This window comes from Saccharibacillus deserti, assembly GCF_013618475.1.
GTDB lineage: Bacteria > Bacillota > Bacilli > Paenibacillales > Paenibacillaceae > Saccharibacillus > Saccharibacillus deserti.
The window spans coordinates 385302-409986 of the sequence record NZ_JABJVN010000003.1; the positions used below are offsets into that span (position 1 = coordinate 385302).

23 protein-coding genes, 1 pseudogene and 1 riboswitch are annotated in these 24685 nt (G+C 56.5%); of the genes and pseudogenes, 15 read left to right on the top strand and 9 right to left on the bottom strand.

Features of this window, described 5'->3' with window-relative positions; genetic code table 11:
- Nucleotides 1–79: 79 nt before the first annotated feature.
- From HOP44_RS23260 to HOP44_RS11860, 3 genes and pseudogenes are all read left to right on the top strand, one after another.
- Nucleotides 80–211: pseudogene (locus tag HOP44_RS23260) on the top strand (LacI family DNA-binding transcriptional regulator); the annotation flags it as partial.
- A gap of 57 nt (nucleotides 212–268) precedes the next feature.
- A complete protein-coding gene (locus tag HOP44_RS11855) occupies nucleotides 269–1075 on the top strand; it encodes a type 1 periplasmic-binding domain-containing protein (RefSeq protein ID WP_343059863.1) in 807 nt (268 codons plus the stop codon).
- Nucleotides 1076–1103: 28 nt separating this feature from the next.
- Nucleotides 1104–1631 carry a GNAT family N-acetyltransferase gene (locus HOP44_RS11860; RefSeq protein ID WP_172253514.1) on the top strand — a complete coding sequence of 176 codons (528 nt, stop codon included), beginning with the start codon at nucleotides 1104–1106 and terminating at the stop codon, nucleotides 1629–1631.
- 175 nt (nucleotides 1632–1806) lie between these two features.
- On the opposite strand, the gene HOP44_RS11865 is transcribed toward HOP44_RS11860, so the two are convergent.
- The 3 genes from HOP44_RS11865 to HOP44_RS11875 all read right to left on the bottom strand — a co-directional run bounded on the left by HOP44_RS11865 (nucleotide 1807) and on the right by HOP44_RS11875 (nucleotide 5648).
- Nucleotides 1807–3510 carry a methyl-accepting chemotaxis protein gene (locus HOP44_RS11865; RefSeq protein ID WP_172253516.1) on the bottom strand — a complete coding sequence of 568 codons (1704 nt, stop codon included), beginning with the start codon at nucleotides 3508–3510 and terminating at the stop codon, nucleotides 1807–1809.
- 292 nt (nucleotides 3511–3802) lie between these two features.
- Complete coding sequence (locus tag HOP44_RS11870; protein WP_172253518.1) at nucleotides 3803–4648, bottom strand: MBL fold metallo-hydrolase; 846 nt, start codon at nucleotides 4646–4648, stop codon at nucleotides 3803–3805.
- Nucleotides 4649–5072: 424 nt separating this feature from the next.
- The gene (locus HOP44_RS11875; protein ID WP_172195690.1) at nucleotides 5073–5648 is read right to left on the bottom strand and encodes a thymidine kinase; all 576 of its coding nucleotides are present in this window, start codon (nucleotides 5646–5648) and stop codon (nucleotides 5073–5075) included.
- A 333-nt stretch (nucleotides 5649–5981) separates the two neighbouring features.
- Between HOP44_RS11875 and HOP44_RS11880 the strand changes: the two genes are divergently transcribed.
- The 7 genes from HOP44_RS11880 (at nucleotide 5982) to HOP44_RS11910 (ending at nucleotide 13396) form a co-directional block, all read left to right on the top strand.
- A complete protein-coding gene (locus HOP44_RS11880) occupies nucleotides 5982–6335 on the top strand; it encodes a metal-sensitive transcriptional regulator (protein ID WP_246369752.1) in 354 nt (117 codons plus the stop codon).
- 199 nt (nucleotides 6336–6534) lie between these two features.
- On the top strand, nucleotides 6535–6735 hold the full coding sequence (locus HOP44_RS11885) for a copper ion binding protein (RefSeq protein ID WP_172253520.1): 201 nt from the start codon (nucleotides 6535–6537) through the stop codon (nucleotides 6733–6735).
- A 368-nt stretch (nucleotides 6736–7103) separates the two neighbouring features.
- Nucleotides 7104–9599 carry a heavy metal translocating P-type ATPase gene (locus tag HOP44_RS11890; RefSeq protein WP_172253522.1) on the top strand — a complete coding sequence of 832 codons (2496 nt, stop codon included), beginning with the start codon at nucleotides 7104–7106 and terminating at the stop codon, nucleotides 9597–9599.
- Nucleotides 9600–9891: 292 nt separating this feature from the next.
- Nucleotides 9892–10980: a hypothetical protein gene (locus HOP44_RS11895; RefSeq protein WP_172253524.1), complete on the top strand. Its 1089-nt coding sequence runs from the start codon at nucleotides 9892–9894 to the stop codon at nucleotides 10978–10980.
- A gap of 168 nt (nucleotides 10981–11148) precedes the next feature.
- On the top strand, nucleotides 11149–11418 hold the full coding sequence (locus tag HOP44_RS11900) for a hypothetical protein (RefSeq protein WP_172253526.1): 270 nt from the start codon (nucleotides 11149–11151) through the stop codon (nucleotides 11416–11418).
- Between the two features lie 240 nt (nucleotides 11419–11658).
- On the top strand, nucleotides 11659–12408 hold the full coding sequence (gene nfsA, locus HOP44_RS11905) for an oxygen-insensitive NADPH nitroreductase (RefSeq protein ID WP_172253528.1): 750 nt from the start codon (nucleotides 11659–11661) through the stop codon (nucleotides 12406–12408).
- An 82-nt stretch (nucleotides 12409–12490) separates the two neighbouring features.
- A complete protein-coding gene (locus tag HOP44_RS11910) occupies nucleotides 12491–13396 on the top strand; it encodes a protein kinase family protein (RefSeq protein WP_172253530.1) in 906 nt (301 codons plus the stop codon).
- A gap of 144 nt (nucleotides 13397–13540) precedes the next feature.
- Here the strand turns inward: HOP44_RS11910 and HOP44_RS11915 are convergent, their stop codons facing one another.
- Nucleotides 13541–13744 carry a hypothetical protein gene (locus tag HOP44_RS11915; RefSeq protein WP_172253532.1) on the bottom strand — a complete coding sequence of 68 codons (204 nt, stop codon included), beginning with the start codon at nucleotides 13742–13744 and terminating at the stop codon, nucleotides 13541–13543.
- Nucleotides 13745–14079: 335 nt separating this feature from the next.
- Here HOP44_RS11915 and HOP44_RS11920 point away from each other — a divergent pair, with 335 nt between their 5' ends.
- Nucleotides 14080–14898 carry a purine-nucleoside phosphorylase gene (locus tag HOP44_RS11920; protein ID WP_172253534.1) on the top strand — a complete coding sequence of 273 codons (819 nt, stop codon included), beginning with the start codon at nucleotides 14080–14082 and terminating at the stop codon, nucleotides 14896–14898.
- Nucleotides 14899–15524: 626 nt separating this feature from the next.
- Here HOP44_RS11920 and HOP44_RS11925 read toward each other — a convergent pair.
- The 5 genes from HOP44_RS11925 to HOP44_RS11945 form a co-directional block, all read right to left on the bottom strand.
- The gene (locus tag HOP44_RS11925; RefSeq protein WP_172253536.1) at nucleotides 15525–16442 is read right to left on the bottom strand and encodes a TatD family hydrolase; all 918 of its coding nucleotides are present in this window, start codon (nucleotides 16440–16442) and stop codon (nucleotides 15525–15527) included.
- A gap of 84 nt (nucleotides 16443–16526) precedes the next feature.
- Nucleotides 16527–17453 (bottom strand): ABC transporter ATP-binding protein, encoded by a 927-nt coding sequence (locus HOP44_RS11930; RefSeq protein WP_246369753.1) that lies wholly within the window; start codon nucleotides 17451–17453, stop codon nucleotides 16527–16529.
- Nucleotides 17450–18250, bottom strand: a complete 801-nt coding sequence (locus HOP44_RS11935) for an ABC transporter permease (protein WP_172253538.1) — start codon at nucleotides 18248–18250, stop codon at nucleotides 17450–17452. The genes HOP44_RS11930 and HOP44_RS11935 overlap by 4 nt, the downstream gene beginning before the upstream one ends.
- The gene (locus tag HOP44_RS11940; RefSeq protein ID WP_172253540.1) at nucleotides 18247–18546 is read right to left on the bottom strand and encodes a thiamine-binding protein; all 300 of its coding nucleotides are present in this window, start codon (nucleotides 18544–18546) and stop codon (nucleotides 18247–18249) included. Before HOP44_RS11940 ends, HOP44_RS11935 begins: the two co-directional genes overlap by 4 nt.
- Nucleotides 18547–18654: 108 nt before the next feature.
- Nucleotides 18655–19716 carry an ABC transporter substrate-binding protein gene (locus HOP44_RS11945; protein WP_246369755.1) on the bottom strand — a complete coding sequence of 354 codons (1062 nt, stop codon included), beginning with the start codon at nucleotides 19714–19716 and terminating at the stop codon, nucleotides 18655–18657.
- 128 nt (nucleotides 19717–19844) lie between these two features.
- Nucleotides 19845–19958: riboswitch (TPP riboswitch) on the bottom strand.
- 179 nt (nucleotides 19959–20137) lie between these two features.
- Between HOP44_RS11945 and HOP44_RS11950 the strand changes: the two genes are divergently transcribed.
- From HOP44_RS11950 to HOP44_RS11965, 4 genes are all read left to right on the top strand, one after another.
- Nucleotides 20138–20554, top strand: a complete 417-nt coding sequence (locus tag HOP44_RS11950) for a pyridoxamine 5'-phosphate oxidase family protein (RefSeq protein WP_172253542.1) — start codon at nucleotides 20138–20140, stop codon at nucleotides 20552–20554.
- A gap of 263 nt (nucleotides 20555–20817) precedes the next feature.
- Nucleotides 20818–21858, top strand: a complete 1041-nt coding sequence (locus HOP44_RS11955; protein ID WP_172253544.1) for an EAL domain-containing protein — start codon at nucleotides 20818–20820, stop codon at nucleotides 21856–21858.
- A gap of 259 nt (nucleotides 21859–22117) precedes the next feature.
- Nucleotides 22118–22930 (top strand): undecaprenyl-diphosphate phosphatase, encoded by an 813-nt coding sequence (locus tag HOP44_RS11960; RefSeq protein ID WP_172253546.1) that lies wholly within the window; start codon nucleotides 22118–22120, stop codon nucleotides 22928–22930.
- Nucleotides 22931–23179: 249 nt separating this feature from the next.
- Nucleotides 23180–23902, top strand: coding sequence for a hypothetical protein (locus HOP44_RS11965; protein WP_172253548.1), 723 nt, complete (start codon nucleotides 23180–23182; stop codon nucleotides 23900–23902).
- Nucleotides 23903–24685 lie beyond the last annotated feature (783 nt).

Genomic DNA, 24685 nt, shown 5'->3' on the forward strand with positions numbered 1-24685 from the left:
CGCGTCAAGACTTTTTTTTCGGGCAGTGGATATCATGGTAGAATAATGAAGCCGGTATGAGGGAAGAGGAGGCAGCTTTATGGTAAATATCAGGCATATCGCAAAGATTACGGGATACTCGATTTCTACCGTTTCCCGGGCATTGAATAACAAGCCCCGGATTTCGCAATCGACCCGCGAGAAAATTTTTGCAGCGGCCAAAGAGCTGGACTATATTCCGAACAGCAAAGCCGTAAGTTTGAGCATCGGGAAGAGTTTCAGTTTGGGCGTGATCGTACCTTATGAAGCGTCCAATCATTACTACGACAAAATTATAAGCTCCATTATTTCGGAAAGTTTTAAAAACGGTTATCGGGTCACCTTTTTGCCTACCAATTACGATAAAGAATTGGAATTGGCTTATTTGAAAATGCTGACGGCAAAAGAATATGACGGGATGATCATCACGTCTGCCGCCAACGATTATAAAACCATAGAAAAGTTTCGGAAATTCGGAAATATCGTCAGCTGCGAAAATAACGGAGAGTCCGCCCTTTCTTCCGTCGTGTTGGAACGCCGAAAAGCTTATGAACCGATACTGGAACGTTTGAAGAAGCGAGGGATCGGAACTTTTGCCATCACTTTCAGCAGGGGACCGCTCAGCAGCGTCGGAGCCACCGAAGTTTTTCGGACATTCTCTCGAACGGTGGACCGTTTTTCCGAGCGTTATACCTTCTCGAACTGCCGTACTTTCGAAGATGGAATAAAGGCGGCCGAATATTTCGATTCTTTGGAGGAGAACGTCGAGTGCTGTTTCGCGAACAGCGACGAAATTGCCGCAGGGATGCTCACCTATTTTTCTTCCCAACGAAAAAAGCCGCCTATCGTCATCGGGCAGGATAACCTTACGATCAGCAGGGCGTTGAATATACCGACTATCGATTTTCGACTGCATTCGTTGGGAAGCGAAGCGGTCAAGGTATGCCTTTCCGAAAAAACGGAAAAAAAAGTATTGAAAAGCGTTTTTATTGATCGAGGTCTTTTTGACGGGGAATCGCCCTGGTTTCTTGATGACAAGAACGTCCCGAAAGATTGAATCGGCCCGGGAGCAAGGAGGAAAAAGCATGCAAACGACGATCCGGACAGAAAGACTGATCCTGCGGGACCCCGTGCTGGAAGACTGGGCCGCCATTCATGAGTATTCGTCCGATCCGGATGTGGTCCGTCACTCCATGTGGGGGCCCAATACGGAGGAAGAGACCCGCGGGTACGTGGCGCAGATGATCGAAATGCGGCAGGAACAGCCCCGGACGAGCTATGAACTCGTAGTGACGTTAAAAGACGGCGGGGAGCTGATCGGCGGCTGCGGCATTCACAAAGCCGGTTTCAACGCGGAGATCGGCTACACGTTCAATCCGCGCTTCTGGGGAAGCGGCTACGCGTCGGAAGCGGCTTTTGCGCTGCTTCGGATGGGCTTCGAAGAACTGGGCGTGCACCGCATTTACGCGACCTGCCGCCCGGCAAACGAAGCTTCCGCCAATGTGATGAAGCGAATCGGGATGCAGCGGGAAGGACGGATGAGAGAGCATTTGTTTTTCAAAGGCGCGTTTCACGATTCGGAATTGTATTCGATATTGAGGCGGGAGTTTTAGAAAGCGGGGCATTTCGCGGAAAGGCCCTAATTTCCGAATGCGGCTTTCTCTGCGTCTGTCGGCTGTTTTAAAAACGGATTTGCAAAGCAGAAAAAACCGGCAGAAACTTCTGCCGGTTTTTTCGTTATATGCGCAACAGCCGCAGACGGATGGCACAGGTTGACCATGAAAGGTATTACAGCGTGAACTTGGTCATTTCCTGCTGGAGCTCTTCGGCCAGACGGGAAAGGTGGCGGGCGGAGCCGTTCACTTCTTCCATCGTGGACAGCTGTTCTTCGCTTGCGGCACTGACTTCCTGAAGGCCGGCTGCGCCTTGCTCGGTTACCCGGCTGATACTCTGCATCGCGCGTCCGATCTCGGTCGATTGGCCGGAAGCGGAAGCGATGGTATGCGAGATCTGGCCGATCCGGCCGGAAACGTCCGCAATCGACTGCTGGATCGCGGCGAACGATTCGGACACGCGGCCCGCGCCTTCCACGCCGTGCTTGACCCGTCCGGCAGCTTCGTCCATGGAAACGACGGCTTTGCGGCTTTCACCCTGCACGGAACGGACGGTTTCGGTAATTTCCGAAGCGGACTGCGCGGCCGACTCGGCCAGTTTGCGGATCTCCTGGGCGACCACGTCGAAGCCTCTGCCGGCTTCGCCGGCGCGCGCCGCTTCGATGGAGGCATTGAGCGCCAGCAGGTTGGTCTGTTTGGCGACCTGCTGAATCGCGGAGACGAGCATGTCGATATCTTCGATTTGCCGCTCAAGGGAAACGATGACCGAACCGGCATGTCCGACGCTCGACTCGATATCCTGCATCTGGCGCAGGACGTCTTGGACTTCGTTCAGTCCGTCGCGAGCCGAACTTTCCGTGTGTCCGGCCAATTCCGCGATCGACTCGCTGCCTCCGCGGATATTATTCATGTTATCGGCAAGCTGTTCGGCAGAATTCGTCACTTCCGCCACGGACTGCGTTTGCGTCTCGAAGCCGTCGGACAGTTGACCCGACGAAGAAGCGATATGCCCGGAAGCTACGGAAGTCTGTTCGGCGCTTGCGGTCAATTGCTGCGCGGAGGCGGACAGCGTCACGGCGCTTTCGTCCACTTTTTGAATAATGACGCGCAGGCCGCCGATCATGCCGTTGAACGAAGCCGACAGCAGGCCGATCTCGTCGCGGGAAACGTAATCCGCCCGCACCGTAAGATCGCCGTTCTCGGCATTCTGCATCAACTGCTGGATATTGCGCAGCGGATTCGATATGGCGCGAGCGATCAAGTAACCGGTGACGAGCAGCAGGATCAAGCCTCCGATAAGCAGAGAGAGAATCAAGACAAGGGAACCAGCTTTGAGAGCCATGGCTTTTTGGCTGTTGGTTTCCGCTTCGCGGGCCTGAAGTTCCGAGATTGTTTTCAGCTTGCCGTTCATTTCCACCCGAAGAGGCTGTACGATTTTCTCGAACACGCCGTACGCTTGATCGTTTTCGCCGTTTTCGGCGAGGGCGACCACTTTATCGATTGCAGTGCGGTAGTCCGGCAAAATGGTTTGGAACATGCCGTACTGCTTGCTCATCTCCGGCGACATTCGCGAGGATTCGATTTGTTCGTACAGAGCGTCGTTGGCTTCTTTGGTTTGAAGAAGCTCGTCTTGCAGTCTCTTTACGATAGTATCGTCCGAGGTTACGATCATTTCGAGCGCGATCGACTGTCTGGCAAGGTTGTTGGACCGAACCTCGTCGAGAATCGCCATCACTTTCACGGTTTCGTTATACATCCGTTCGGAGGCGTCGGCAAGTTTCTTCGTTGCATCGTATCCGCTGTAGCCGATTGCGGCGAGCAGAAGCGCGGCAATGAAAGTGAGTACTAAAACTTTCCAGCGCACGTTTAAATTTTTCATGATATAGGCCTCCTTGGCTTCGCAAACAAAAAATAGCGTGCCCTCTTTTTTCTTAAAGTCTAAAATTGTCGAAATTATTTTTCTTTACTATACTATCGGTAGGCAGGGAAATAGATATTATATTTTTTCAATTTTATTGTTTTATATGTAAAAAAATACATCGTAAATATATACAATATAAAAAGGTGTCCGTTTACCTGAATCCGGAAGCTGGTTACAGCTCGAATGCAGGTCTATGGACACCGGTTAGAGGAAACGAGATAAAAATGGAAGTCGAGTCACTTTTGGGCCTTCAAGCTTCCGGATCGATATGCGCCGAATCCACGTAGCGGCCGCTGGCCGGCACGGCAAGACGATCGAAGTCGTGGTGCAGCCGTTCGAGTCCTTCGTTCAGTTCCGCTCCCGCCATCGGCTCGCCGTGTCCGGTAACGGCCGAAGCCGGGCGCAGCGCGGCAAGACGCGCGACCGAGGTACGGGCCGCTTCCCAGTTCGGCGTAAAGTAGGTTGGCGGACCGTGAATCTCGCGGCGCTGGGTCAGCACGGCCAGGGCGGATTCCTGCTTGACCGTGATAAAGGCGTCTCCGGCTACAAGCGTACCGTCGAGGCTGCGGAACAGCGAGATATGGCCCTCGGAATGACCCGGCGTATGCAGCCAGTGCCAACCGGGAAGGAACGGTACGCTCCCGTCTTGCGGAAGCGGTTGGACGCGGGCACCGAGATCGATGCTCTTGTTGGGATACAGCGGAGCCGAAGCGGCCATCAGACCTCCGCCGACGGTCGGGTCGCCCGGCGGATAATCGGCTTTGCCGGTCAGGAACGGAATTTCGAGTTCATGGGCGTATACGGGAAGATCCGGGAAAAGTTCCATCAAGTCTTGAATAGAGCCGGTATGATCGAAATGTCCGTGTGTCAGCAGAATTGCCAACGGCTTCTCGCTGCCGAAGCGTTCCCTGGCGGCCTTCATGATCTTGGACGCGGAACCGGGCATGCCGGTGTCGACGAGTACCCAACTGCCGCTGCCGGGCACGCCGATCATCACGACATTCGAGATCATCGTACGCAGATAGGTTACGTCTTCGGGCAGTCGGTCTTCGGGACGGCTTGCATCCGGCGAACCGGAATTGGAATAGGGCTGCATGGGTCTGTACCTCCGTAAGATTGGAATAAAAAGAAGGGAAACAACGAAAGACCTATCGGTTGCCCTGTTTTACCCGTTACGAAGAGCGCTGACACAAAGAACCCCTGCGTAAAACGAACAATTTGCGGACGACCCGGCCGAAACCGGGGCTGCTCCGCGGGTCTTGCCCGCTATGCCCAAGGGAGCGTGCATACGGGTCTTGCGGCCGCACATCTTAACGTGGTTCTGCCGGTGCGGATAATGCGGGCGCCGGGACCCGAGATGCGCCGCGGTCCGAAGGCGGACCCCGGAGAAGGCGAAGACACCGGCAGCTCCCGAAGAGCCGAATTGCCGCACACGCAAAAACCGGCTCCTTATCGCTCGGGTACGCTGCGACAAAGGGCCGGTTCTGTCCGGAACGCCGCAACCTGGGCGGAAGCGGCGGTTACAAGGGCGGATTGGCGTGGCATTTGCGGCAGACGGGGAAGTAGCGGTCGTTGCCGCCGATCTGGATCTGTTCCCCGGTGTACAGCGGTTTGCGGTTCTCGTCGACCCGCAGCGCCATGGTCGCTTTGCGTTCGCAGAACCAGCAGATCGTTTTCATTTCCTCGATTTTGTCCGCATACAGAAGCATGTATTGGCTGCCTTCGAAGAGCTCGTTGCGGAAGTCGTTTTTGAGACCGAAGCCCATGACCGGGATATTCAGCTCGTCCACGATCCGCGTCATCTGAAGCACCTGCTCTTTGGTTACGAACTGCACTTCGTCGAACAGGACGCAGCTGATCTTTTGTCCGTGGTAATTTTTCACTTCTTCATACAAGTCGGTATCCGCATAAACGGAGATCGCTTCGCGCTTCATTCCGATCCGGGAAGAGACATGGCCCACTTCGTCGCGGTCGTCGATACCGGAGGTGAAGATGAGGACGTTTTTGTTTTGTTCTTCGTAATTATGGGCGACTTTGAGAATTTCGATCGATTTCCCGCTGTTCATTGCCCCGTATTTAAAAAAAAGCTGTGCCATCGTATTCGCTCCTTAGCTGTAAAGTCCGACTTTCATTGTAGCAGGAATGCGGAGCCGGGAAAAAGAAATTTGCGTGAAGCGGTTCCGGAAGCTTGTCTCGATCAAGGCGAATGAACTTCCGTGATACCCGCGCGCCTGTTTAGAAAAAAAAGGTACCCCCCGGGGGTAAGCGGCGAATCCGGACTCCGCAAGCAAGGTTTGGCGAAGAAAATTTAATTTGGGGCTTTACATACCCTATGGGGGTATATTATGATAAGGACAGAGCTTGAACCAAAGCCGCTCGTCGCAGACGTTCCAACAGGAACCAAGCTGCAGCGAAGAAGGAGTGAGCCTATGGCGATTCAGAAACAAACCGAAGTGGCGCCAGAAATCGAGAGCTGCCATATTCCCGGAGAAGACGGCAAACTGCCAAGAAAGAGCCATCACTCCGACCAAACCAAGAACAATCTCGTTTCCCGTCTGAACCGCGTCGAAGGCCAGATTCGCGGCATCAAAGGGATGATCGAGAAAGATACCTACTGCGACGATGTGCTGAACCAGATCGCCGCCGCCCAGTCCGCGCTGAACAGCGTCGGCCGGCTGCTCCTCGAAGGTCATATGAAGAGCTGCGTAATCGAACGGATCGAAGCCGGAGAGACCGAAGTGATCGATGAGCTGCTGATCACCGTGAATAAACTGTTGAAGTAAGACCTTCCATCCCGCCTTCAGCTCCTTCCAATCAGAGCTTGGAAAACCGGACGGTCTAACCGGTTATCCAAGGTATCCCGGGAGCGGTTCCGATGAGGGATGGAAGGTGTGAACACGTGCTCAAAGTACCTTTCACCCTATTCACTTTTACGCTTCATTTCATACCAAACAAATCCAATCTCCCAAGGAGGAACCACCCATGCAAACTACAACCCTTAACGTCGAAGGCATGTCCTGCAACCACTGTGTCCAAGCTGTCGAAGGAGCCGTCAAAGAAGCCGGAGCCGAAGGCAAAGTCGATCTGGGCGCAAAAACGGTAGACATCTCGTACGACGAATCCGCCGTCAACCTCGATACGATCAAAGCCGCGATTGAAGACCAGGGCTACGACGTCGTGTAATACGATCGAGCCGTCCGGACGCCGCTTCATAAAAGCTTCGTCCGGATTTTTGCTTTCATGTGAGGTTCGCCCTGCTCGAACGCGGCGGTTGGCAGTAATCTTGGGCTAACGAATCGGGGTAACGTTATTTGGCCGATCTGGAGGTTTTGCGGATTTAGCGAATCCAGATCACGCTAATCGTCCGAAAAAGGTCGGGTAAGCGAGAAAAGGAATAAATAGCGTGACTGCGATTCGTTAGAGTAAGAGAACTACGTAAAAACGGCAGATAACGTGATGACGATTCGTTAGATTTAAATGCAGCGCGAACGGCCTTTTTATTTTCATCGAAATATACCCCCCAGGGGTAAAATTAAAGGGAGGTCAACAGGATGACGGTACCCACCGAAACAAAATCTGCGCCCGAACGCGGACGTACGCAGCAGACCACGCTTCAGATCAGCGGGATGACCTGTGCCGCCTGCGCCAACCGGATCGAGAAAGGCCTGAACCGGATGCCCGGAGTCGCCGAAGCCAACGTCAATCTGGCGCTCGAGAAAGCTTCGATCGATTACGATCCCAAAGAAACGAGCCCGGCGGAGATCGAACACAAGATCGAATCGCTCGGCTACGGCACGGTCAAAGAAACGTCGGACTTCGATATTACCGGGATGACCTGCGCGGCCTGTTCCACGCGGATCGAGAAAGGCCTGAACCGGATGCCGGGCGTGCTCAGCGCAAGCGTCAACCTGGCACTGGAGACGGCGCATGTGGAATATTCGCCGGGAGCGATGGCTCCGGCGGATATTATGCGCAAGGTGCAGCAGCTGGGCTACGAAGCGAAACTCAAAGAGGACGGTCAGGCGCGCGACCGCGGCGGGGAAGAACGCAAGCGCGTAACCCGGGTGCTGATCTCCGCGCTGCTGTCGCTGCCCCTGCTGTGGGCGATGGCCGGTCACTTCTCGTTCACGTCGTTTCTCTACGTGCCCGAATTGTTCATGAATCCCTGGTTCCAGCTGGCGCTTGCAACGCCGGTACAGCTCGTCATCGGTTGGCCGTTCTACGTCGGCGCCTATAAAGCGCTGCGCAACCGCAGCGCCAACATGGATGTATTGGTGGTGCTCGGCACATCGGCCGCCTACTTCTACAGCCTCTATCTGTCGATCCGCTGGCAGCTCGACGGCGGATCGGGCGCGATGGCCGGCATGGAAGGCATGGAAGGGATGGGCGGAAGCGGCGCGCCGGAATTGTATTTCGAGACCAGCGCAGTCCTGATTACGCTGATTCTCGTCGGCAAGTGGTTTGAAGCCCGGGCCAAAGGGCGCTCGTCCGAAGCGATCCGCAGCCTGATGGGACTGCAGGCCAAGACGGCGATCGTCATTCGGGGCGGAGTCGAGACCGAAGTGGAAGTCTCCGAAGTGGTACCCGGCGATATCGTCCGTGTCCGTCCGGGCGAGAAGATTCCCGTGGACGGAGTCGTGACCGAAGGCCGCTCGTCCGTCGACGAATCGATGCTGACCGGCGAGAGCCTGCCGGTCGACAAGGAAGCGGGATCCGCCGTCACGGGAGCGACGATCAACAAGAACGGTTCCCTGCTGATGCGTGCAACCAAGGTCGGCCGGGATACGGCGCTTGCGCAGATCGTGCGCGTCGTCGAAGAGGCCCAGGGCTCCAAAGCGCCGGTCCAGCGGATGGCCGACGTGATCTCCGGCATTTTCGTGCCGATCGTGGTCGGCATCGCGGCCGTAACGTTCCTCGTCTGGTATTTCGCGGTAGAGCCGGGCGCTTTCTCCGAAGCCTTGGAGAAAGCGATCGCGGTACTCGTGATCGCCTGCCCCTGCGCATTGGGGCTTGCGACCCCGACTTCGATCATGGCCGGTTCCGGCCGGGCGGCGGAGTTTGGGATTCTGTTCAAAGGCGGAGAGCATCTTGAAGCCGCGCAGAAAGTCGATACGGTCGTGCTGGACAAGACCGGTACGATTACCAAAGGCAAACCGGAACTGACGAATGTCATCGTCTATGGCGGAAGCCGGGAGAATGAACTCCTGGCGCTCGTCGGCGCGGCGGAGAATGCTTCCGAGCACCCGCTGGCCGAAGCTCTGGTCCGCGGAGCCGGCGAACGCGGAATCGTCCTGCCGCAGGCGGAACGATTCGAATCGCTGCCCGGCTACGGCATCGCCGCCGCAGTCGCCGGCGCCGAACTGCTTGTCGGTACCCGCCGCCTGATGGGTGAACGCGGGATCGACGCTTCCCAAGCGCTTCCGGACATGGAGCACCTGGAGAGCGAAGGCAAAACGGCGATGCTGATTGCCGTGGACGGCCGCCTGTCCGGGGTAGTCGCGGTCGCCGATACGCTCAAGGAATCTTCGCCCGAAGCGATCCGCCGTCTGCGCGGCATGGGGCTGCGCGTCATGATGATTACCGGCGACAATCTGGCGACGGCACGCGCCATTGCCCAACAGGCCGGCATCGAAGAAGCCGACGTATTGGCCGAAGTGCTGCCGGAAGGCAAAGCGGCCGAAGTGAAAAAGCTTCAGGAAGCGGGGCACCAAGTCGCGATGGTCGGCGACGGCATCAACGATGCGCCGGCGCTTGCAACCGCCGATACCGGTATGGCCATCGGCACCGGTACCGACGTGGCGATGGAAGCCGCCGATATTACGCTGATGCGCGGCGATCTGAACGGGATTGCCGACGCGGTGGAGATGAGCCGCCGCACCATGCGCAATATCCGGCAGAATCTGTTCTGGGCACTCGCCTACAACGTGGTCGGCATTCCGATCGCCGCAGCCGGATTCCTGGCCCCGTGGCTGGCCGGCGCCGCGATGGCATTCAGTTCCGTTTCGGTCGTGCTGAACGCGCTGCGCCTGCAGCGGGTAAAGCTCTGACCTGTCCCGGCACATCGCCGGCAGCGTTACAGAAAAAAAGCGTCACGGAGAGCCGGCCGGCTTCCCGTGACGCTTTTTTCGATCTATAGATCCGTACGGCCCGGCCCAGGGGCACGGCTGCGCGGATCCGCATCGGCCAAGCCTTTCACAAGAGCTCAATCCTACCTTAAGCCCACATTAAATTTTGGGATTTACGAGTCGTTTCCCCGATTGGCGCGTATATACGCCAAAGAACATGTATCCGCTTGCAGCGAAGCGCAAAGCGGCGGGACACATCCGAGGAGGAGACAGCATGAGCGGAACAAGAAACCGGACAAGCAAGAAGATTCCCGCACTGGCTGCGATCGCATTGATGACGGCATTGACCGGTTCGGTCCTGCCGCCGGAACGGGCGGCCGCCGCACCTGCGGGCCAGGAACGGCCGGGCAGCGGACGGGAAACGAAGGCTCCGCAGAACGGGACCAAGCCCCGGCGCGAGGCAGCCGGTTCGCAGGCGGCGCCCGCTTCCGGCGAAGCCGCGGATTTGCCGTCGGCGATGCCGCTTCGATCGGGGGCTTCCGCATCGGGGAATGCCGCGTCCGCCGCTTCCGCGTTTGCCAAGCTGGCAGCCGCGAACGATGTGCCGCGCATGTGGGCTTATATCGATTCGCGGGCGGAGGCGTCCTCGCCGGCGGCCGTAACCGTCTGGCTGCGCCGCCTGGAAGCGGTCCAAACGAAGCGGCTGATCGCATTGGATGAACAATTGAGCGCAGAGAACGTGCAGCAGGCGCTGATGAGGACGGATCAGTTCGACAGCAAAGACGGAAGCTGGCTGCGCAGCGTCCGCACCGGAGTGCCGAAAGCCGATGCGCTGCTGAAAGAAATGGCGGCGCAAGGCTATGTGCTGGATACCGCCGAGGGGTATTATTTTCCGAAGATCGATTATGAACGCTACCGGAAATATGCTTCGGAAGTAAGCGCACGCTACGCCGCCTATCTGACGATCCGCGCCGACGAGACGAGAAGCGAATTGACCAAAGATGCCGGGCTGATCGTCAGTTGGGCCGAGCTGCTGGAACGGGCCGAGCGCCAAAGTCTCTACCTGCACAACTATCCGAACTCGCCCGAGGATGAAGTGGTGATGCGCATGTATCGGCAGTCGCTATATATCGCCTTATACGGTACGGACAATGTGCCGCTGTTCGATCACGAGAATCAACGGATCGAACCGGATGCGAAGAAGGCATACGAGCGCCAGGTACGCAAAAGCGGACAATCGCCGTTTGCCCGAAGCCTGCGCGGGTACATGCGGGTACTGGCCGACGGCGGCGGAAAGCTGACGCCTGCGGCTGACGCTTATCGCGAAGCGCAGGATCCGTGGGGAGAAGCATGGAAGGAATAACGCTGCCGATTCGGCCGAAATACAGACAAATGAACAAAGTGTGTCGAGAAAATGCGAAATCCGCCCTTTTTTTTCCATAAATCATGAGTCAAAAGCGGCTAATAACGTTAAATATACACAAAGCTTAGCCGACATGTAGGATAAGATCACGCGAAGGGAGAGAATCGAATGAGCAAAAGCCGCCGACATCCGCACCATCTACCGTTTACCGCCGCTTTTGCGCTCATTCAGGCACTGCGTGAACCGGCCGGCGTTCGGGAGACCGAAGCGCGTACCGATTTTCGCGGCGGACCTGACCGGCAGATGGAACCTTTTGCCTTTTTGCCGGATTCGGGAGATTCTTTTCGCCCTGCTTCGCATGAAGAGTTTCGCCCGGACTTTTTGAATCCGCTTTCTTCCGACCTTCCGCAGAACGGCAATCCGAAGCGGAAGCATTGACGGGAATCCGTCTTATTCTCCTGCCCGGCAGGCTCCGGCGTACCCGCCCGGGGTCTTTTTTGTTTTCCGCCGCGCCGAACGCGATGACGAAAATGGGGTTCGGCCGCAGCTCCCCGCGTCTATGCTTGCGCCTCGACTGCCGGAGTTCCATAATAGAAACGACACGGATTCCGGTCTGCGCATCCGGTGCAGCCGGTTACGGGTCCGTACCGAATCCCTTAAGGAAAGAAGGCTTTTATCATGAACGATACCCTTTCACTGCTGATGAACCACCGTTCCGTACGCAAATATACCGATCAACCCGTTGCCCGGGAGCATCTCGAAGCGATTGTGGCTGCAGGCCAGATGGCTTCAAGTTCCAGCAATGTGCAGGCCTATACCGTTATTGCCGTTACCGATCCCGATTTGAAAAACAAGCTATCGGCCCATGCGGGCAATCAGGCTTATATTCGCGAGTGCCCGGTCTTTCTGGTCTGGTGCGCCGATCTTTCCCGTCTCAAAAAAGCCGCCAAGACGCATACTCCGGACGTTCCTTCGTACGAAGGCGCAGCCGAGAATTTTATCGTAGCGACGGTGGATGCGGCGCTTGCGTCCCAGAACGCGGCCGTAGCCGCCGAATCGTTGGGACTGGGCATCGTCTATATCGGCGGTATCCGCAACGAGATCGAACAGGTCTCGGAAACGCTTGGACTGCCCGACTATGTCTACCCGGTGTTCGGCATGTGCGTCGGCTACCCCGATCCGCAGCACGGGGCGGGCCTGCGTCCGCGGCTTCCGCTTGAAGCGGTGCTGCACATGAACGGCTACAGCGAAGAGCAGAGCGAGCGCGGCGTGGAAGCGTACGACGAGACATCGGTTCGCTATATCACGGAGCGTACCGGCGGACAGCGCACCTCTTCCTGGTCGGAGCAGATGGCGGTCAAACTGACCACGCCTTCGCGTATGCAGCTCCGCGCTTTTTTGGAGAGCAAAGGCCTGAACAAAGAGTAACGCCGGCGCAGAACGATCAACGAACCGACCCGCCCGGCGCCCTGCCGGGCAGAGGCGCCGCAGCGAAACGAAGGAGTACGGGATGCTGGAATCCATCAAAGAATTTATCCGGGCCTGGCGCGATTATCCGCTGCAGCCGGGGGACGTGATCGGAGAACGCTACGAAGTGGCCGAATGGTTGGGCATGGGCAGCTACGGCCTGAGCTACCGCTGTATCGACCGGGAGAGCGGGGGCGAGGTGGCGCTCAAGCAGGCCAAGCCGAGCCGCCGCCGTCTCGCTTCTTTCCTGCTGAAGCGGGAGAACGAAGCGCTGCTGGCGATGGACCACCCTTTTATTCCCCGCTGCCGTGGGTTCTTCTCCGATCGCCGCAGCGTGTGGCTGGCCGCCGATTATGTGCGCGGGCGGACGCTGGAAGATCTGATCTTCGAAGAAGGCCGGGTATTCGATGAAGCCGACTGCCTGAGCTGGGCGCTGGAACTGTTGGACCGGATCGCCCACGTGCATCGGCGCGGATATGTGCATCTGGATATCCGGATTCCGAACGTGATGATGGACGACGCCGGTATCCATCTGATCGATTTCGGGCTGGCCCGGCGGATCGGCGAAGACGGGGCCCAAGCTCCGGACGGCTCGCCGCTGCCGAGTCGCGTGCCGCCCCGAATCGTATCGGATCTTGAAGATGCCGGCCATCTGCTGCTGTATATGCTGTATTCCGGTTACACGCCGCCGGGCGGGACACGGGAAACGCCGGATACGGCCGAAGCGGCTGCCGGGACTCTGGCTGCCGGCCTGCAGGAAGCGCAGGGTCCTTCGTGGGAAGAAGAGCTTTCGCTGTCCGGGCCGACCGCCGCGCTGCTGCGCAGACTCCTGCGTCTGGACGCTCCTTTTGCCGATGCGGAGGAAGCTTCCGGTGCGATTCGATTGAGCCTGGAGCAGATTCGCCGCGGCAGTGGACCGGAAGCCTCGCAGCAGGACCCCGCACTCTAACCGCCTCGCGGCGAATTTCGCATTTTCCGGGGGAATACCTGGGTCCGGGCAGCGCAAATAAAACCAAAAGCCGTTCTCTTCGTCAGATCGACGAGGAGAACGGCTTTTTGGCATTTCCGGCAAAGGGGATACCGATGCTTTCGATCAACTGGAGCTTCCGGATTTTCTTTTGTAATACGAGTGTCCGTGACGTCCATGCCCGCCGTGCCGGTAATCGGAAGACGAAGAACGCGAATATCTCGGGCGGCTGCTGGAACCGTGGCGGCGGCCGCGATGACTGCTGGAACCGCGTTTATGGCTTGAACTCGAAGCGGAGTGGATGATTTTGTCGACAATTTTCTTGAACATGACTGATTCCTCCTTAAAAGTGGTCGTCTCAGTGTCCTTCGGCTTTGCGGCGATGAAGGGTATACGCAGTACACAGGCGGGCGTTTCAATTCGGATGCGTTCACGAGCTGCAGGTTGTTGCTTCAAAATTACCCGATTTGGCAGGCGAGGAACATTAGAACTTGATGAGAAAAAGTCCTGCGGCAAAATGCGGCTTCGAACAAGGTTTACAGGCGGATGTTTCTCCCGGTACACTGGTCTAGGCAGGGAGCGTTCCATAGGGAAAACGACTTCGCCGAACCTGCCCGCCGCTGCGGAAAAATGTTCGGGAAGCGACCATTCGAGGAGGAATCAGGATGCAAAAAACAGAGGAAATTATGGAAGCGCGCGATTTTATCGCCGCCAAGACGGAGCACCAACCGACGATCGGTCTGATTCTGGGATCGGGTCTGGGCACACTCGCCGACGAGATCGAGAACGCAGTCGTGATTCCGTACGCCGACATTCCGTATTTCGCGAAATCGGAAGCGATCGGCCATGCCAACGAGCTGGTCATCGGGCAGTTGAACGGCAAGACGGTTGTCGCGATGAAAGGACGTTTCCATTACTACGAAGGGTATTCGCTCAAGGAAGTCACGTTCCCGGTTCGGGTGATGAAGGCGCTGGGCGTCGAGACGGTTATCGTGACCAATGCCTGCGGAGCGGTCAATACGAGTTTCAAGCCTGGCGATCTGATGCTGATCAGCGATCACATCAATCTCGTCGGCGCCAATCCGCTGATCGGGCCGAACAACAGCGAGCTGGGCGTACGTTTCCCCGACGTCTCGCAGGTCTATAACCGCGAACTGCGGGAGCTGGCACAGGAAGTGGCGGCGCAGCAGGGCACGGCATTGCAGCAGGGCGTATACGCCTGGTGGAGCGGCCCGGCTTACGAGACGCCTGCGGAGATCCGCATGATCCGTACGCTCGGCGGCGACGCGGTCGGCATGTCCACCGTACCCGAGACGATCGTAGCCGTTCACGGCGGGATGAAAGTGCTCGGTATCTCCTGCCTGACGAACATGGCCTGCGGCATTCTGGATCAGCCGCTCAGCCACGACGAAGTGATCGAAGTAGCCGCACAGGTACGCGAGAAATTCGTCGGTCTGGTCAAAGGCATCCTGGCCCGGGCGTAAGCGGCCGGTTAGCCTCGCAGGAGCTGCGGCAGGAAATCGGGAGCAAGCCGTGAAAGCTTGCGGGCAGAGCTTGGGGAGAATTTGGGAAGAGTTCGGAAAGAGTTCGAGAAAAGCGCGATGACGGCTCCGGAAAGTGTGAGAGGAGTTGGGAAAGAGCCAGACAGCCGGTTGAACGGCTGTTTGGCTCTTTTTTTGCATAGGCAGCCTATCTGGGAAACCGAAGATCGGCTAGCGAATCCAGGGAGCGTTAAACGGACAGATGGGTGCTTTTTTCAAACCTAACGAATCGTCATATCGCTAATCGATCGTAAAGCGGGTATTTTCGCTCAAATCGGGTGAATAGCGATACGAGGATTCGTTAGCATTCCAAACGGGCCGCGAAGCCGCAAATAGCGATAGGACGATTCGTTGGAATATGGACGATTGAAGCGATTGAAGCGATTGAAGCACGGCTTCCGCCATAGCCGTACCGAATCGCCGCGGCCGACAGGGACCCAACCTGTCGTTCCCTGTCGTTCGCCGCGCCATCGAATCGACAGGCCGGGTGCGCAAAAGCTGTTGAATTGTTGAACCAATCAGAGTGGGCCAGGGGATTAGGATCGAACAAAAGCCGGCGATCCGGCTGCTCAATCCCGGGAAGGAGAATAGAAAAGCCTGGCGTTGTCGAGCAGGAGGGTGCGGGCGGCGGATTCGTCGATTCCCCGCAGCCGTGCCCATTCGCGGCAGACATCGGCAGTCATGGAAGGATGGGTGCCGCGTCCGGCGAAAGGTCCTTCGAACGGCCAGGGTCCGTCGGTCTCGCTCATGACAAGCGGGTCCGGATAGCGGCACGCAAGCTCGCGGATTTCTTCTTCGTAGAGAAGATCCGGCGTGAAGGAGACGAAATATCCGTTGGTTATCATGCGATCGACCGTGGCGGGCGAGCCTTTGAACCAATGGAAATGGGCCCGCCCGATCCCGTGGCGCTCAAGCAGATCGCAGACGGTATCGGCATCTTCGTAGACGGCATGCAGCACAATCGGCAGATCGTGCCGGGCGGCAAAAATAACGAATCGCTCGAGCAGGCGGACATAGCCGGCTTCGTCCAGCGCCTCGCCGCGCTCGGCCGCTTCCAGCCGACTGTAGTATGGCAGGCCGACTTCGCCGACCGCCGCCATGCGGGACGCGGCAGCGGGGCTTGAGCCAAGCGGGGATGCCGCCGGCTCCTCCGCACGGCTCAAAGGGGCCGGCGGCGCAGCGGCACCGCCCTGCGGTTCTGCCGCCTCGCGCCCTGCGGCGGCCGTCCGCGCTTCCATCCAGGCGAACAGCGCTTCTTCTTCCTCGGGAGTCGGAAGAGGCTGCTCGGGATGGAAGCCGTAGGCCGGGCGCACGAGGCCCGGGGCCTGCATCGCCAGCCGTTCGGTCCGGCGGGCGGATTCCAGGTTCATCGAGACGGCGACGACAAACTCGCCGCCCTCCTCTTGAAATTCGCGCAGCATCCGGGCCGCTTGTTCCGGCTCATACTGCTCGAGATGAATATGCGTGTCGGCCAGTTTGACAGTCATGGCGGATGAACCTCCTTTTGAAATGTGGTCATAATGATCACTTTTATTGAGCCGGCAGCTATGGGCTGCGGGCCTTCAGCTTCTTCAGCTTTCGAAAGTCCCGCTCCGGATTTTACGCTGTTCTTCCTTCATCAGCCCGGTCAGTTCGCGGCGCAGGGCCAAGAATTCCGGCGACTCCGCGATTTCTTCGCGGCGCGGGCGCGGGAAAGGGACTTCGATCCGCCGCAGGACGGCGGAAGGGCGGCCGGACAGCACGTAGATCGTGTCCGACAGCAGCAGCGCTTCCTCGATATGGTGGGTGACGAACAGGACGGAGCGCCGCGTCTCTTCCCAGATATCGAGCAGCCAGGCCTGCATCTCGCTGCGGGTAAAAGCATCGAGCGCGCTGAACGGCTCGTCGAGACACATCAGCTCGTGCGGGCTGAGCAGCGCACGAACGAACGCCGCGCGCTGCTGCATACCGCCGGACAGCGTATGCGGGTACGCCTGCTCGAAGCCGGACAGACCGGCACGCGCCATCCAGCGCCGCGCTTCTTCGAGCGTCTCCCGGCGCGGCGTTCCGTTCACTTCGCGGTCCAAGGCCACGTTGTCTTCGATCGTACGCCACGGGAACAGAGCGGGCTGCTGCGGCATATAAGCGATATGGCCGCGTTCGCCGGCGATGCTGCGGCCATCCAGCGCGATCTCGCCGGCGTCCGGGCGCAGCAGTCCGCCGATGAGGTGAAACAGCGTGCTTTTGCCCGAACCCGACGGTCCGACCAGGCTGACGAACTCGCCTTCGCGTACCTCGAGCGAGACGCCGCCGATGACCGGCAGCGGTCGGCGTTTGCTGCCGAAAGACTTGTGCACGCCGGACAGCGCCAGCTTGACCGGCGTGTCCGCTGCGCCGGTTCTTACGGAATCTGCCGCTAGGCCGGCTGCCGTACCGCCGCTTGCCGCGCTTTCGGGCGATCCGCCGACCAGGCGGTCTTCCGCCGCCGTCCGTCCGCTTTCTTTTTCCCGTTCACTCATGTCGTTTCGCCTCCTTCCGCGTTTCCGCTTCGCCGTCCGCCGCGCACGACCAGCCGTTCGATCAGCGTGACCAGCAGGAACAGCAGCAGGCTGAGCGCGACGATAATGACGATCGCCGCGAAGATGCGGTCGGTGCGGAACGCCGATTTTTGCAGGATCATATAGTAGCCGATGCCTTTCTGGGCCCCGATCCATTCCGCGATAACGGCGCCCATGACGCTGTACGTCGCCGCGATGCGCAGTCCCGAGAACAGGGAAGGCAGGGCGTGGGGGAATTCCAGTTTACGGAAAATCTGTCCCCGTTTCGCTCCGATCATGCGCATATAATTCAGCATGGTCCGGTCGGTCTGCGCGAATCCGTCCATCGTCGAGACGGCAACGGGGAAGAAGCAGACCAGCGTAATGACGATGATCTTCGGCAGCAGGCCGAACCCGAACCAGATCATGAGCAGCGGCGCAAGCGCGATCGTCGGCACATTCTGGCTCAGGATCAGCAGCGGATAGAGCGCCGAACGGAGCAGCGGAACGAGATGCAGCAGGCAGGCGACCAGCAGACCGAACGCCGAGCCGATCGCGAATCCGATCAGCGTAAGCCTGAGTGTGGACAGGGTATGCATCCGGAGCGAGTCCGCGCTGCGCGCCGCTTCACCGGCAATGATCGACGGAGACGGCAGAATCCAGGCTTCGATCGCGAAGAAGCGGACCGCCGATTCCCACAGCGCCAAAAACAAGAGGACCGCCACGAAGGGCGGCCACGCGGAGCGAAACCATTGAGCCAACGTCGAGCGCAGGTTCATGGACGGTATTTGGCGGTCAGGCGTTCCATGCTGATGCCGTCCGGAGTCGGATAATGTGCGATCTTGATCTGGGAGATCACGCTTGGCGCACCGGCTTCGGTCAGCGCGTCATGCATCTGCCGCACGATCTCGAGCAGTTCCGGCAGTTCGCCTTCGAGGGTCGTTTCCAGCGCATGGACTTCGTATTTGACGCCGGAGCGCTGGATGACTTCGATCGCTTTGTCTACGTAAGGAATGGAATCTTCGCCGTTGGGCGTTTTGGGAATAACCTGAATACTGAGCAAAGTCGTTGCCATGTTCTAAGCTTCCTCTCTGTAAAACGAAATAGGGCCGCGCGATCCGTGCGGAAAAAGCGGCCGCGGTAACATGAAATCGCGGATACGGGCAGCGCGGGCTTTACTTGGTTACTTGGCGTCGGCCGCAGGCAGATAGTCGTTGGTAAACGCTTTGGTGTAGTCGAACTCGCCTTCAAGCAGCTTCTGCGAACCCATCCACTCGCCGTAGTTCTTCCAGACCTCGGGTTTCTGCATGCCCCACTGGTCCGCGTCGTCTTGATATTTCGGGCTGAGCCATTCCTGGCTGGCTTTGACAAGCTTCGGATCGAGATCGGGAACGGCCTTGACCAGAATCTCCGCCGCTTCCGCCGGATGATCGATCGCGTATTCGTAACCTTCGCTGGTCGCTTTCATAAAAGATTTGACCAGTTCCGGATCGTCCGCGATCTGTTTCTCGTTCGTGGCGATCACCGGCGTGTAATAGTCGAGGCTGTCGGAGTAGTCTTTGACGTACAGCATATCGATCGGCTCGCCCCGAAGTTCCGCTTCGATGCCTGTCCAGGCGTAGAAGATCCAGGCGAAGTCGATATCGCGTTTGACCGCGGTGAAGAAATCGGCGTCGCCCATATTGATATTTTCCACTTTGGATACGTCGGCGCCTTCCTGATCCATAATCGATTTCATGACCGCTTCTTCGACCGGAGAGCCCCAACCGCCGTAGCGTTTGCCTTCGAAGTCTTTGGGCGTCTTGATCTTCCGGTCGGCCGGAGCGGCGAAGCCGGATGTATTATGCTGGATGACCGCGGCAAGCGAGACGAGCGGAACGCCCTGCACGCGTGCCTGCGTAATGCTCTCCTGATAGCTGACGCCAAACGGCACTTCGCCCGAAGCCACCATCTGGTCCGCTCCGCCGGCGCCCGGCTGCAGGATCGTGACGTTCAAGCCTTCTTGTTCGTAAAAACCTTGATCCACCGCGGCATATAGGCCGGTGTGGTTGGTGTTCGGCGTCCAGTCCAGCACCACGCTCACCTCGCGCAGCTTCTGCGTTTCGCCGGCCGCTTCGTTCGAATTGCCGGTTGCGGCCGGCGCCGTACCGCCGGAACCGCCCGAGCAGGCGGTCAGCGCCAGCAGCAGTGCCGCCAGCGGAGCCGTCCACTTCATTCTTTTTCCGATCCCCTTGTGTGTGCCCATCGTTTCTCTGTCTCCTTCAAGTGGTTTGTCCGCTGCTTCATACCCGCCGGAACAACAAAAAAGCGTCCCGGGATCCGGGACGCGTCACGTCGATATCAACTGCGGGCCTGTCCGAAAACCTCGGCAGGTCAAATCCGCTTAAACGTTCCTACGCTGGCATTACCCAGATCAGGTCTAAGGGTCAGTGTCTGCTTGGGACACACTCTCAGCCGGCCTTGCTTCCGGCACCCCCCGGGGGTATGAAATTTTCGGGCTGCTATCGGAGTCATTATAGCTCTTAAAAGAAAGACTGTCCAGCGAAGGCGGAGGATCGACGGACTTCCGGTTCACTTTCGTCTATTCGGGTACTTACTAATAGAGAGACGCGCGATGCGCTATATTCCTCGCACTTATTTCATCTACCTTAGGAGGCTTTACAACCATGGACCAACAACAGCTGGAACAGAAAATCACGGAAACTTTGGAACGCAACCGTTTCGGGTCTTTCGCCACGGTCGAAGGCGGCCGTCCGAAAGTGCGTTACATGACCGTATTTAATGAAGGAATGACGATCTATCTGGTGACAAGCGCCAAGACCCACAAGGTCGAAGAACTGGAACAGAACCCGAATGTAGCGCTTCTGCTCGGTTTTGAACAAGGCGGTACGCAGGACGAAGTCCAGGTCGAAGGCACAGCCGAGATCACGCGTGACGAAGAACTGCGCAAAAAGCTGTGGCACGACACGTTCGAGCAGTGGCTCGAAGGACCGGACGATCCGAACTATGTTATCATCAAAATCACGCCTTCGCGTGCCGAATATGCCAAAAGCAAACATGAAGTCGAGGTATGGGAAGGTTAAGTATTCCTCTGCTGCTTGCCTTCGTTTCTTCAAGCCCCAAACCGGCGCCAAACTGCCGGTTTGGGGCTTTTTTGTATAAAAATAGGATAGATTCATTTTGAAAGTAAAGAAAATACTAAAATACAAGCCGAAAGAACCCGATTCTAGTAGAGGGAAGCTGGGTAATAGAAGAAGATTATTCAGCTTGCTGCCTAGGTTGAATGGACCGGTTTTTTTGTCGGAGTGGAGCAGTCACCATTACAAGTTTAGGGGGGGCCTTCAATATGGAGCATAGATGCAGCAGCTGTCAGCCGGTAAGACCCATCGAAGATTGGGGAACCGTTTATTTGCGTCCCGTGACGGATATGCTAAATCGGCTTGTGGAAGATCGCAATTGGAAAACGGGGCGAAACGGCTATGAGAGCGGCGTTCTCTTTTTTTCATATACGAGCAAAGAGCAGTTTCTGGAGATGGCGGAATGGCTGAACAGCCTGCCCGTTGAGTGGACCGATCCGCTGGAGGTGAAGATTTGCGGGGAAAAAGATTCTCCGATGATGCTTCCTTGGCTGCCTTTCTCCCAGCTTGCCGCACGTTTTCAGAATATGGATATGGTCAGTATCATCACGCAGGAAAGATTTACGAGCTTTATGCAGCCGATCGTCAATGACCGGGAATCGGTTGTCGCGTATGAATTTCTGCTGCGCGCCGCTCCCGGCGAAGAACCGTTCAACCCGTTCGAACTGTTCGACGTCGCCCGGCGTACCGGCATGCATTCGTTCCTCGACCGGGCGGCGCGGATCGCAGCGATTCGCCGAAGCGCGGAAGTCCTGCCAAGAGGCGTAAAACGGTTTATCAACTTCCTGCCGTCTTCGATCTACAATCCCGATTACTGCCTGAAGCATACGTTCGCCGCCATTCAGCGGTACGAACTGGACCCGCAGGATTTCGTGTTCGAAGTGGTGGAGACGGAGCGGATCAGCGATATGCCGCATCTGCAGCGGATCTTCAACGTCTATCGGTCGCACGGCGTATCGGTGGCGCTGGACGATGTGGGGTCGGGGTATTCGACGCCGGAAGTCCTGGCCAACCTGAAGCCGGATTTCGTCAAAATCGACCGGGGGCTGATCGACCGCTGCGACGAATCGGACGACAAACAGCGCCGGATCGAAGAGATCGTGGCGATCTCTTCGGGCTTTGGCGGAGTGGTTCTGGCGGAAGGCGTCGAACGGCGCGAAGAATACGAGTTCTGCCGCAGCCGGGGAATCTCGCTTGCGCAGGGGTATTTGTTCGGCCGTCCGTCCGCCGAGCCGATCGCGATCGGTTAATCTTCGCCGGATGGAAGGGTATTGGAAGAATCTTCGGTTTTGGGCTTTCCTATATTCGGTTTGAGGCAGATTCGCTTCTTCGCGGATCTGCTTTTTGCCGTGGGCTTAAACAAGAAATCAGAAGCGCGGATTCCGATCTGCACGCTTCGCAAATTTCACGTCGGCAGAGCCTTCGTGGTAAATTGGGAAGATGTGCATGGGGCCGGGCTGCCGGCTTGCCTTACCCGCACGAATATACACAGAAGAAAGTGGGAGAGAAATGGAAGAAACCTGGCTGTGGCTCAAGTACCTGATTCTGGGCATCGTACAGGGCGCGACCGAACCGATCCCCGTCTCGTCCAGCGGCCATCTGATCGTCGCGCAGCGTCTGCTCGGCGTGGACCAAGCGGGCCTGACTTTTGAGATTTTGACGAATACGGCCTCGCTGCTCGCCATTATGTTTATTTACCGGCATGACATCGGAAGACTGATTAGGGGAAGCTGGACGTATATGCGGACCCGGGACGCGGCATACAAATCGGATTTTATGTTCGCCTTGTATGTCGTGATCGGAACAATCCCGGCAGTCGTCATCGGCCTGCTGTTCAAGGACTGGATCGAAGCCACGTTCTCCTCCGTCAAGACGGTTGCGATTGCCCTGCTGTTCACGGGTCTTGCGCTGTGGCTGATCCGCAATATGCGCGGGCGCAAGCAGGACGGGGATCTGAAATTCCGGGATGCCCTGCTGGTCGGTCTGGCGCAGGCGGTGGCTCTGATCCCGGGCGTCAGCCGCTCCGGTTCGACCGTTATCGCGTCGATCGCGACGGGAATGAAGCAGGATACGGCGCTGCGCTTCTCGTTTATGCTCTATATCCCGATCAGTCTGGGCGCGATTGTCCTGGGCCTGCCGGACATTGTGGAAGCGTCGGATGCTCCCGGCATGCTGCTGCCTTATGTGCTGGCGTTCTTCGCGGCCCTGATCGTGACCTACTTCGCGATGAAATGGTTTATGGGCATCATGGCCAAAGGCAATCTGAAGTATTTCTCGTATTACTGTTTTGTGGTCGGGATTTTGTTGTTGATCTTCTTGTGAAATGGGAAAAAGCGCGCTTCTCCGGATGGAGGAGCGCGCTTTTTGGGTTTGTCGCGAGTGTGCTGGATTGGGGGATTTGTTCAATTCGACAAATTGCGAATAATTTTTTAATAATTTCTTTAATTAGGTAAAGTTAAAATAGGCATTTAATCATGGTTAAAAGTGACAAAAAAACTATTGTATAACTAAATGGAAATCGATAATCTAACACTGGATATTTAAAAAGAATCAAAGGGGCGGAAACGGCATATGAGATTTAGAATAAAAAGGTCTACGGCAGCGGTATTGGCTTTTTCCATGCTGACTATAATAGGTTCAACGATTTATGCAGCCGATTATCAATATGACGGTCTTGATCGTGTGACTTCGGTGGGAAAAGAAGGGAAGTCAACAAAATATGTTTATGACCAGGGTGGTAATCTGCTTAGTGCCACATCGACCACAGTCTCAAATGTACAAAGCAGCAGTATCGTAGAAGGTTGGACCCCTTACATAACCAATGGCATGAAACCTCTTTATGAGAAGGCGCCCTTTGTTGAGGACGAGGACTTGGCGACTTCGATTTCCGTAGTGGATAGCACTTATGGAGATGCGGCGAAGGAAGCGCAATTTATCACTTTAAACGGCGCGACCCGTAAGGGTGGAGCTAATGTTTATCGGGACATGCCTGTGCAGGGTGGATCCGTGTATACCTATCAAGGCCGGGTGAAGTCCGAGCAGATGAAAGATGCAGTCGTTCAGGTTGTTGTGAATTATTATGACAACCAACAGAAGCTGGTCAAATACGATAACGTCATAAATGTGAAGCAGGATACGGATTGGCAGAGTTATAACGTGAAACTGACAGCGCCTTCCGATGCCGTAACAGCCCGGGTTCATCTGCAGATCATTTTGTTTAAGGCAAACGGTCAGGCAAAAGCCGGATTTGCGGATCGTACGTTTGAGAAAGTTGTACAGGAGGGCGGACAATGAAATCGAAAAGTTCTATTAAGTCATTTGCGCTAATACTTGTTCTCTTTCTTGCTTTTTTTATGGTTAAAGGACCTTATGCAGAGTCTGCTGGCGTCACTTCCCATACGCTTGCTCCTGGACAAAGTGTAATGGTGAATCACACCTATACAACATCGGTTAGCGTTGTTTTAAATGGGTCTAGCTATGAATATGCTCGTTATACAGCTGAGGAAGATGTGCTTAGTTATGATGAAAGCTCAGGGAGAAAGACGTTTATTATTCCTAAAAATTCAAGCATGGATATAACCAATCATTCTAATTCGGAGATGACGATTGACACGACACAAGGTAAATTGATCGATTTATGGGCAATGGGCGGTAGGACTGCTCTGGCTAGAATAAATTTAGAACCTAGTCAAAGTATGAGGACTGCAAATGCCAGCCCAAATTATAGTCAAAGCATTCGTGTAGGTGGAAGGAACGCTAATATAAGATTAAAGGACGGGAATTTTGTTTCTACTAGTTTTACGCGAAATTCTTTGACAGAGCTAGAAACAATAAACACTCAGTCTGGAATCTATATTACGAATCGAGACAATAAGTCTTTTGATGTAATTGGCCCGGCAAGATTTTTCTCGTTCAACTACCGTTTAGATCCTGTTGATTTTCGACATATAGTTCCAAACAACGGATCTCTACAAGCGACCAATAGATCCGATAAAAGTTACTCTGTATATATGGACGGTGAGGGTACTTACGACTTTTCAATATATGATGAGGACGGAGCACTTGCTTCTTCTGGCT